Annotated in this window: 7 protein-coding genes and 4 pseudogenes; 7 read left to right on the top strand and 4 right to left on the bottom strand. The window is 46.9% G+C overall.

Annotated elements, in window-relative coordinates:
• The 4 genes and pseudogenes from JCM13995_RS15030 to JCM13995_RS11545 form a co-directional block, all read left to right on the top strand.
• Positions 1-1,504: CD3337/EF1877 family mobilome membrane protein (locus tag JCM13995_RS15030; protein ID WP_054665847.1), on the top strand; the 1,504-nt coding region annotated here is incomplete at its 5' end.
• Positions 1,501-2,497 (top strand): annotated as a pseudogene (locus JCM13995_RS11555) (bifunctional lytic transglycosylase/C40 family peptidase). The gene JCM13995_RS15030 and the pseudogene JCM13995_RS11555, both read left to right, overlap by 4 nt.
• 9 nt (positions 2,498-2,506) lie before the next feature.
• Complete coding sequence (locus JCM13995_RS11550) at positions 2,507-3,040, top strand: hypothetical protein (protein WP_054665856.1); 534 nt, start codon at positions 2,507-2,509, stop codon at positions 3,038-3,040.
• A gap of 222 nt (positions 3,041-3,262) precedes the next feature.
• Entirely contained in the window at positions 3,263-3,958 is a 696-nt protein-coding gene (locus JCM13995_RS11545) for a conjugal transfer protein (protein WP_225350872.1), read from the top strand.
• A 240-nt stretch (positions 3,959-4,198) separates the two neighbouring features.
• On the opposite strand, the pseudogene JCM13995_RS11540 reads toward JCM13995_RS11545, so the two are convergent.
• Positions 4,199-5,213, bottom strand: a pseudogene (locus JCM13995_RS11540) (IS30 family transposase).
• 98 nt (positions 5,214-5,311) lie between these two features.
• On the opposite strand from JCM13995_RS11540, the gene JCM13995_RS11535 reads away from it, so the two are divergent.
• Positions 5,312-5,557 (top strand): transposase domain-containing protein, encoded by a 246-nt coding sequence (locus JCM13995_RS11535; RefSeq protein WP_082397845.1) that lies wholly within the window; start codon positions 5,312-5,314, stop codon positions 5,555-5,557.
• 149 nt (positions 5,558-5,706) lie between these two features.
• On the opposite strand, the gene JCM13995_RS11530 is transcribed toward JCM13995_RS11535, so the two are convergent.
• The gene (locus JCM13995_RS11530; RefSeq protein ID WP_054665845.1) at positions 5,707-6,267 is read right to left on the bottom strand and encodes a recombinase family protein; all 561 of its coding nucleotides are present in this window, start codon (positions 6,265-6,267) and stop codon (positions 5,707-5,709) included.
• Between the two features lie 652 nt (positions 6,268-6,919).
• Between JCM13995_RS11530 and JCM13995_RS11525 the strand changes: the two genes are divergently transcribed.
• On the top strand, positions 6,920-7,600 hold the full coding sequence (locus tag JCM13995_RS11525; RefSeq protein ID WP_225350874.1) for a glycosyltransferase family 2 protein: 681 nt from the start codon (positions 6,920-6,922) through the stop codon (positions 7,598-7,600).
• Between the two features lie 393 nt (positions 7,601-7,993).
• On the opposite strand, the pseudogene JCM13995_RS11520 reads toward JCM13995_RS11525, so the two are convergent.
• Together JCM13995_RS11520 and JCM13995_RS11515 are read right to left on the bottom strand one after the other, a co-directional pair.
• Positions 7,994-8,330, bottom strand: a pseudogene (locus JCM13995_RS11520) (transposase); the annotation flags it as partial.
• Positions 8,331-8,415: 85 nt separating this feature from the next.
• A complete protein-coding gene (locus JCM13995_RS11515) occupies positions 8,416-8,856 on the bottom strand; it encodes an IS66 family transposase (protein ID WP_225350873.1) in 441 nt (146 codons plus the stop codon).
• Here JCM13995_RS11515 and JCM13995_RS11510 point away from each other — a divergent pair.
• Positions 8,792-9,263 (top strand): annotated as a pseudogene (locus JCM13995_RS11510) (IS5/IS1182 family transposase); the annotation flags it as partial. The gene JCM13995_RS11515 and the pseudogene JCM13995_RS11510 overlap by 65 nt on opposite strands.

Raw genomic sequence — 9,263 nt, 5'->3', positions numbered from 1 at the left:
CGAGTTCAGTAGCGACATCAGCACCAGCGCACTCAACACTGGCTCCAAGATGATTATGGGGACTGATACAGCCACCGATAAATCAGGCGTCGACGCGATCCGTGACACGCTGTTTGAAATTCAGGTGAAACAGCCGTGGACACTTTTGCAATTCGGTGACAGCGACGCTGATAACGTTGGCAAAGACCGTGTGAACACGTTGATGAAGACCGATCCGTTTGGCGACAAGGGTAAAACCCGCACCGACGTGGTGAAAGCTGAAATTGAAGACAATGACAACGAGAACCTCTCGCCGACCATGACCATCAATCGGCTGGGCACCACAACCTTTGTTGTCCTGTTCAACATTGCGATCACCTTGTTTGTCTTCTTCCTGACGGCAATGATGCTGTTCAGCCAGATCCTCTTTATCATCTACGCGACGTTCCTGCCGGTGTCATTCTTGCTCGCGATGCTACCGTCATTTAACGGCCTGATGAAGCAAAACATCATGAAGCTGTTTAACACAATCATGACGCGGGTTGGCGTGACGCTGGTGATCACGATGGCGTTCTCGCTATCGGCAATGGTCTATGGGTTGTCAGCTACCTCGCCGTTCTTCCTCGTGGCCTTCCTGCAAGTCACTATCTTCGCCGGTATCTGGATGAAGCTCGGCGACTTGATGGGCATGATGCAGCTCCACAGCTCTGATGCCCAGCAAGGCGCACAACGTTTCTCGCGCCGTGGGAACCGAATGCTTCGGCAGTTCGTTGGTAGTGCAATGGGTGGCGCTATGGCAGGGCGCTTCCTGTCACGGGGCTATGGTAAAGGGCACGGAATTCCGCAAACACCACAGCTCCCCGCTGGTTCGCAACGCGAGCAAACTGCGGATGCTGCCAAGCCGCAACAAGCTAAGAAGCCACGCAGCCAACGACTGGGTGAGAAACTTGCGGATGTATCTGATGTTGGTAACAAGCTCAAAGATAAGACCAAACGTGGCCTTGATCAAGTGAAGGACGCCCCAACCAACGTTTTGTACGGCTTGCATCGTGGAAAGCAGCTGACTAAGGACGCCGCCGAAACTGCGAAGGATAGCTTCAAGGGTCGGCGTGAGGCCAATCAGCAGGAACGTGACAAGCAGCTTGACCAACGGCGTAAGCAAATGCAAGAACGCAAGCTCGCAATCAAGCCGAAAGCTGATCCTGCAAAGCCAAAACCAACGGCTACCAAGCTACCGGTTGAGCCAACTCGTAAGCCGACAACTGCCACACCTACCAAACCAAAGCCCGAACAAACTGATACCAGTGGGCAACCTAAGCGCGCTGCCACGAAGCCAACTTCAACTCGTCCCCCGCGTCCAGTCACGAAACCGCAAGCAGAACCTACCATCACACCGCACCAAGAACCAGCCCCTCCAACAGAGAAACAGAAGAAGCCACTGACCCTCGTTTCCGAAAAACCAGCTAAGCCACGCAACCCAAAGCCACAGCGGATCAAAAAGGCTAAGGGGTTTAAGAAACGATGAAGCTCTGGCGCTGGTTAGCTCTTGCCGCACTCCCGATACTGTTGATCGGCGGTCTGTTTTTTTGCGGTCATTGCCTCTGATGATGACGAAGATCAGCCTGACTCTGCGATCACAGCAGACGCAATGAACTTATCCGCTGAAGTCTACAAGCACAAGCTGACGGTCGAAAAGTATTGCAAGGAGTTTGGCATTTCAGACCAAGTGATGGTGATACTCGCCATCATGCAGGTTGAATCTGGCGGTAAGAGCGGCGACGTGATGCAGGCTAGCGAATCACTGGGGCTACCGGTCAATACGTTAGATACAGAAGCGTCCATTAAGCAAGGCGTGAAGTATTTCGCGTCACTGCTGAAAAGTATGAAAGCTGCCGGAGTGGATCTCAACACTGCGATTCAAAGCTACAACTACGGTGGCGGCTTTATTGACTACGTTGCTAAGCACGGCAAAAAGTACACGCTGGAGCTGGCAACGGCTTTTGCTAAAGAAAAGTCTGGTGGCAAGAAAGTCACCTACACCAACGCGGTTGCTAAAGAGGGTTGGCGCTATGCCTATGGGAACATGTACTACGTGTCGGTCATCTCGCAATACCTTGTCACCGGTGGCGCGAAGTTCGACGACAAAACGGTGCAAGCCATTATGGATGAAGCGCTCAAATATCAAGGCACTCGTTATGTGTTCGGCGGCTCAACGCCAACAACGGGCTTTGACTGTTCCGGGCTGACCAGTTGGTGCTACGGCAGAGCTGGAATCAAACTCCCCCGCACTGCTCAAGCACAATACGATGCCACGGCACACTTGAAAATCAGTGACGCCAAGCCCGGTGACCTCGTGTTCTTCCACTCGACCTATGATACTGCCGACTATGTGACCCACGTTGGGATCTATGTCGGCGGCATGAAGATGTACAACGCAGGCGACCCGCTGGGCTATGCCGACTTGAACTCAAGCTATTGGCAAGCCCACCTGATCGGCGCCGGGCGTGTGAAGAGGTAGGTGAAGCCAATGGATCAAAATGGAATCAGTTATTTTGACTGGATGGATCTCATCACCAACACCTATGACGATGCACTACAAAAAGCGCATGTCGATCTCAAATTCGGTGACAACCGTGCATTACGCAATAAGGAACTAGACTTTGCGTCAGGCGAATGGGAACGAATCAAGTTCTTCAAACAACGCCTACCCAATACTGACGACCTGTGCCACGTTCTCGACCGCTTCGTTGACCGAATGCCGGAAATGGAATACGGGCACCGACGCGAGTATCGCCTAGCCGTTGCGCATGAAGTGGCCGTTGATGGATGGCTTAAGGGCAAAGTGTTCGCCCCAGAAGACCGCAAGTATATCCTCGACCGCGAACGCTACTTGGCCGAAGAATATTTCAACAACGACCGTGAACTCGGTCAGTATATCGAAACCGACTATGAGGGCTACAAGCGAATCTCGCTGCAACGCCTGTTCGTGCGCTTTCTCGATATTTACGATGACTTTTACCGCTGCTACGAAATTAGAAAGGACAAGGTGAACGAACCTTGAGTAAAGACAAAACCCAAAAGAACGGCTGGTTCAAGAAGGAACCCGCGACCCAAAGCCACCCAAAACTAAACACCACGGATTGCGCCGTCCGGTCACGCTGATTTGCTGGGCAGTACTGATTGGTAGCACCAGCTTCGGCGTTTACAAGAACATGACCGCCATCGACACCCACACTGTCCATGAAGTCCAAGTAATCAAGACCAAGGTGATCGACACGCACGCTTGGCAACCTTCACCACCGACTTCGCCAAAATCTACTACTCGTGGCAACCTAACCACGAAGCGCTCGACCAACGTCAGAAAGCCTTGCAGCCCTATCTTGTAGAGCAACTGCAATCACTGAACACCGACACCGTACGGAGTGATATTCCGACCACGGCCACAGTTAGTGAGGTCAAGGTCTGGGACGTGAGCAAGACAGCCAAAGACACGTTCCGCGTACTATTTACGGTGAACCAAGACCTTACCAAAGGCAAAGACAGGAAATCTGTGACCAGCACTTACACCATTAACGTCATGCAAGATAGCAACGGCGATATGGTGCTCACCAAGAACCCAACCATCGCGGCCGAACCGGCAACAGCTCGGCTCAAACTACCAGACACCCAATCCGATAACACGGTAGTCAGCAGCACCGCAAATGACGTAACCAAGTTTCTCAAGACGTTCTTCGGTTTGTACCCGCAAAGTGATCGCAACGAACTCAAATATTACGTCAATGGCGGGACGCGACCAATCGAACGCAACCTCAAGTTTGTGGAACTGCTCGACCCAGTCTTTAAGCAGACTAAACGCGGCCTGACCGTCACCTTATCTGTGAAGTATCTCGACACTGACAACGACATGAACCAAGTATCGCAATACACCCTGACCCTTTCCAAGCAGAGCAATAACTGGATCATCACTGACGGCATCTAAAAAAATACCCGGCACGACCTTCACCGTAGAAAATGCGCATGGGTCGTGCTGGGTATTGTCGTTATCTCCTATATTGCATAATAAAGGTAACCACTCAGGCAACGTGAAAAAAAGTCTGTTGGTAAGTTGGTATACCAAATACCCTTAACAACAATGCCTCCGAAAGGAACACGAAGGCGTTCTTCAATTTTCAAGCCAAGTGCAACGATGATAATGAATGCTTGATAGTGGTCTAGGCTGTTAGGCCATGCGTCGGTAGTAATCGCATGGGCGAAGATAGTGCAGAATACGTCTGGGACGATGGTTCAGTGCGGACTGGATTGCCTGGATCTCAACCAGCGTAACGTCCCTGAGAGACTTTCCCTTCGGGAAATACTCCCTGAGTAGTCCGTTGGTGTTCTCGTTAGTGCCGCGCTCCCAAGGAGAGTATGGATGAGCAAAATAGATCTGGGTTCCAACAATCTCCGACAGCTTGGCAAACTCAGACCCGTTGTCAAAGGTGATACTATCAAACTCCTTGGCACCAAAGTCGTCATCGTGTCCTGCAAGGCTTTAAGGCAGGTGCCCACATGATAGTCAGGAATCTTGACGATGATTTCAGTCCGGCTGTATCGTTCCGTGAGCGTCATTAATGCTGGCTCATCAGCTGAGCGAATACCTTTGACCCGGTCGCCTTCCCAATGCCCCACGCCTGTGCGGTCATTCACAGCCGCAGGACGCAGCTGATTGAGTCGCCGTATATCTTCTTATTCTTGCGCTTGTGGGCGTTCTTATAGCCTTTGACGCGGCGTCGGAGCTTCTTGGGCAACGCCATTTTGTCTAGCTCAAGCAGCCCAACATCGATGTAGCGATACACAGTTGTCGTTGAAGCGAAAGACTTGCCCTGGTCGCGATAGAAGTGTACAAAGCTATCACCGCTGTGTACGCGAGGCTTACGAGTAAGCTCCTTAGCGAGAGCCTTGAAGAACGCACGCCTGGTCTTAAGGAAGGCGTAGTGACCGGTCCTATCGCGTTTACAGTCGTGTATGGCTTGGGCAGTTTCCGCAAGATAAACTTTATGCGAGTGACGCTTCGAGTCAAGCTGAGTTACAGAGCCACGCGTGATTTCTCGTGAGATTGTCGCTTTACTGCGATGAAGCTTCTGTGCAATCACGGTCACGGTGTCACCAGCAGCCCGAAGGGCCTGAATTGTAGCACAATCGTTAAAACTCTGTTGTTTGTAATACTTGTGGGTGTTAGTCTGAGAGTGGATCACGAAGATTCCTGCTTTCTTGTTTAGCTAGCATTAACAAGAATAGGTCTTCATGGCCTTTGGGGTCTAGTCGTCAGGGTGTTAATTGTAAACTGGGGAACATGAGGGCGTTCGTTATTGGCCGCAAGAATTGGCTATTTGCGACTAGCCCTAAGGGCGCCGAAGCAAACGCAATTTGGATGACGATTGTGGAGACGGCCAAGGCCAATGGCTTGGATCCAGGAAGATACATCGAAGACCTACTTGAATGGATACCGCAGCTCCCCGCCTTCGTAAGGCCGGGACAGCTTAAGGGCTATTTGCCGTGGAATATTGAAACAGAGTCTTCAAGAACCATAAGTGCGTAAACGACAATGCGGCCCGTCCTCCACGAACTGGAGAGCGGACCGCATTTTGCGTCTGATTCAAGACGGTCGGTTATTAGGTGCTTACAAAGAGCCAGCCCATGGCTGACCCTTATGGTTTATACAGACATAATAGAATGAATAGAATGAAGCTAACTCTCTATTTGTTTAAAGCGCCTTTTTAAAGTTGTTTCGCTTATTCCAGTTATTTTTCGGATCCTCGCATAAGAAAGATTATCTTCCCGAAGCCTAAAGGCTTTTCGAATATCATCCTCAGAATATGTATTTGGACGTCCCTCTTTAAACTGAGGATTGTGAGCTCTTGCATATTGTTTTCCTTCTAGAGTTCTTGAAACGATCATATCTCTCTCAAATTGTGCAAAAGCTGAGAATACTGTAAACACAAGTCTACCTGTGGGAGTGTTGTCGATGGTGCCTAAGTTTAGAATCATTACCGAAATATTCTTGTCAAACAATCTCTGAATCACTTCTAATGCTTCTTTGGTGTTACGTGCAAATCTGTCAAGTTTTGTGACGATTAATTTATCACCAGGTTGCATCGAGCGAATCATTTCTTTAAAAGCAGGTCTTACCATAGTAGTTCCCGTGTACTTCTCTGAATAAATTTTTATTGCTCCTGCCTGTTTTAACGTTTGTATTTGGACACGTAAATTCTGTCCGTCAGTGCTTACGCGTGCATATCCATAAATCATAAAGACACCTCAATCAATAAAAAAAAGCAGTCCGCAATTTTAAGTTATAGTATGAATTCTTGTGAGTAAGGAATGAGGTTAATAATACCATGACCAACTGTGTTTTTCTAAGAAACTATTTGTTTTAGAGGTCTATACTTCTTTATAACTCTGTGATAAACTTGTCTTGTTAGTGAATGGTAGCAGTCTGCAACTTAAAAGTTATGGACGATTTCATAAGGAGGAATATCTATGTCACAAACTGGAAACTTAGGACGATCCGCGGCTTTTGTTGGTGCCGCGACTTTACCTGTAACTGGTGAACACATTTTTACTTTTTTTGCCGATAATTGGGATTGTTTTGATTTTAGCCATTGCACTTTTTAGTTGCTACAACTTTTTCCTTAGAAAATGGTATAACGTTAAATGAGCGATTCAAGCCTTCAAGCGTATATTCATGGTTTGAACATTTTTATTCTATGTATGAGTGCATTGGGCTTATTAAGGATGTTCATTACTTTTTGGTTTGCAAATGTGTATGATTATAGATTTATCAAGCACAGATATGCTCACCACAGGAGGATAAAGCGCTTTAATCCGTCAATAACAGTCATCGTCCCTGCATTTAATGAGGAAAAGGCAATAATCCAAACATTGGCCTCAATTTGTAAAAATACTTACGAAAAAAAGCAAAATTGTAGTAGTTGACGATGGTTCGTCTGATAACACTGCTGTTTTAGTCAAAAAGTTTATCGAAGCTCATCCTGATAATGACATTAAACTGATTCAGCAATCAAACTCAGGAAAATCAGTAGCAATTAACAATGCCCTATTTAATTGTGATGATTCTGTCTTAACAATGGTTCTTGATGCAGACTCTCTCTTAAAAGAAGATGCTATAGAAAGAATGGTCAAATGGTTTTGGAATCCAAACATAGTCGCACTTGCTATGAATGTGAAGATGTTAAACTTACCAACTTTTATTGGAGCATGCCAGCGTTTTGAATTCATAAGTGCATACAGAGGCAAATGTGCTGAGCATGTTTTAAAAACGCTTTACATCATAGGAGGTATTGGGTCCACTTTTAGAACGGATATGCTTAGAAATATTGGTGGATATGACACCAATACTCCCACTGAAGACATTGACCTGACTTTAAAACTGCTCTCTAGGTATGGGAATAAGGATAACATTATAGGATATGCCAATGATGCAGTAGCTTATACCCAACCAGTGAAAAAGTTTAAGTCTCTGATCAAACAGAGATATCGATGGAAGTATGGTCGCTTCATAGCATTTGTAAAATATCATAATCTTTTTTTAATATGGACAAGAAATTTAGTAAGATGTTAACTTTTTTTTCCAGTTACCGCTTGCAGTATTTCAGGAACTTTTTATGCTTATAGAGCCTTTTGTGTATTTGTATTTACTATTTATTACGATTTATTTCCAAGATTTAGGAATGTTTGTTGCGATGGTATCATACGTGTTTGTAGTTATTGCATTATCAGTGACCGCTTCGCGAGAGCCGTTAAAATCGAAACTGCTGCTTCTGTGCACAGCTCCATTCAATTTTTTTTCTTTCTTACATTTTGACAATTGTTGAATATGTTTCATTAATTAATTCTGTAATTCACTTGCGTTCTATAGTTGACTACAATAGCAACCATGCAAATTGGAGTCATGTAGAACGCTTGTGAAAAATACACGTGTGTTTCTCTCAAACGATACCTAGTCGGTACTGAACTAGACTGCTAATTTTGGTTTTTCAGTGATGACTTTATAGTTGACTTGATACATTCTGCCGGATCGTTGGGCAATGATAGAAATTGGTATAGAAAAAAATTATCAGAAGCAGCACGAGGTTAGCCAACACAATAGCCGAATCGACTTCGACTACGAGAGATTCAGCGGTTCTGGTGTTCACTAAATCAAGCCCAAGTGAGCCATTCAAGAAGGCAAACTTACGTTCAATTACACCTCGTCTATTCTCTGCATCAGTATCATTTTCACGTTGCTTAGCATCCACGTGCCTCGGTCTACGACCTAGCTTCGGCCCACTTAGTTTGATGCCCCGCTCTTTGTAAGCATCTAATAACCGACCGTCTTGAATCAGACACAAATGCGGTCCCATTCTCCAGTTCGTAGAGGACGGGCTGCATTGTCGTTTACGCACTTATGGTTCTTGAAGACTCTGTTTCAATATTCCATGGTAAATAGCCCTCAAGCTGTTCCGGCTTCACGAAGGTGGGCAGCTGCGGTATCCATTCAAGTAGGTCTTCGATATATCTTCTTGGATCCAGGTCACTGCCCTTGGCCGTCTCCACAATCGTCATCCAAATTGTGTTTGCTTCGGTGCCCTTAGGTCTAGACGCGAATAGCCAATTCTTGCGGCCAGTAACGAACGCCTTCATGTTCCCTTCGGAGGCATTGTTGCTGAGATCGATCTCGCCGTAATCCAACACACGATTGAGCAGCTGACGCTGATTGATCGCGTAGGTCAAGGTCACGCCTAACCGTGATTTCGACGCCGGATTGGTCCCCAGACTTAACCTTGAAGCGATGGCAATCGATATGGCACACCAACTCGGGGTACCGAATCCACGCATGTACAAGTGTGAAGCTAAGCACTGCTGGACGTCATTCCCACGCCATCCTAAACAACAACACGGTGGTTTTCACAAGCAGGTCAAGGCCCAACTCCAATACGTTCGCCGAGACTTGCGCTATATCAATGAATTCATTGACCTTGGCGTTACCTTACCGAGTGATCAGGCAATTCGGCTTGGAGTGATCCGAATCTTGTTTGACCAACAATGGTACATGTATACTCATAAGACTCACCACGTTGAAGAGCGCATCGTCAATCTCCAGCAACCGTATATTCGGCCAACTCAACGAGGCAAGGCGAACGCCAAAGTCGAATTTGGGGTGAAGATCGACTGTTCTTTGAGTGAAGGTGTGATTGACATCAAGCGTTTCGATTTCAACGCCCTTTTCGAAGGCCCTCAATTTT

Source organism: Lacticaseibacillus camelliae DSM 22697 = JCM 13995 (assembly GCF_001311195.1).
GTDB lineage: Bacteria > Bacillota > Bacilli > Lactobacillales > Lactobacillaceae > Lacticaseibacillus > Lacticaseibacillus camelliae.
This window is presented reverse-complemented; position numbering and strand designations above follow the sequence as displayed.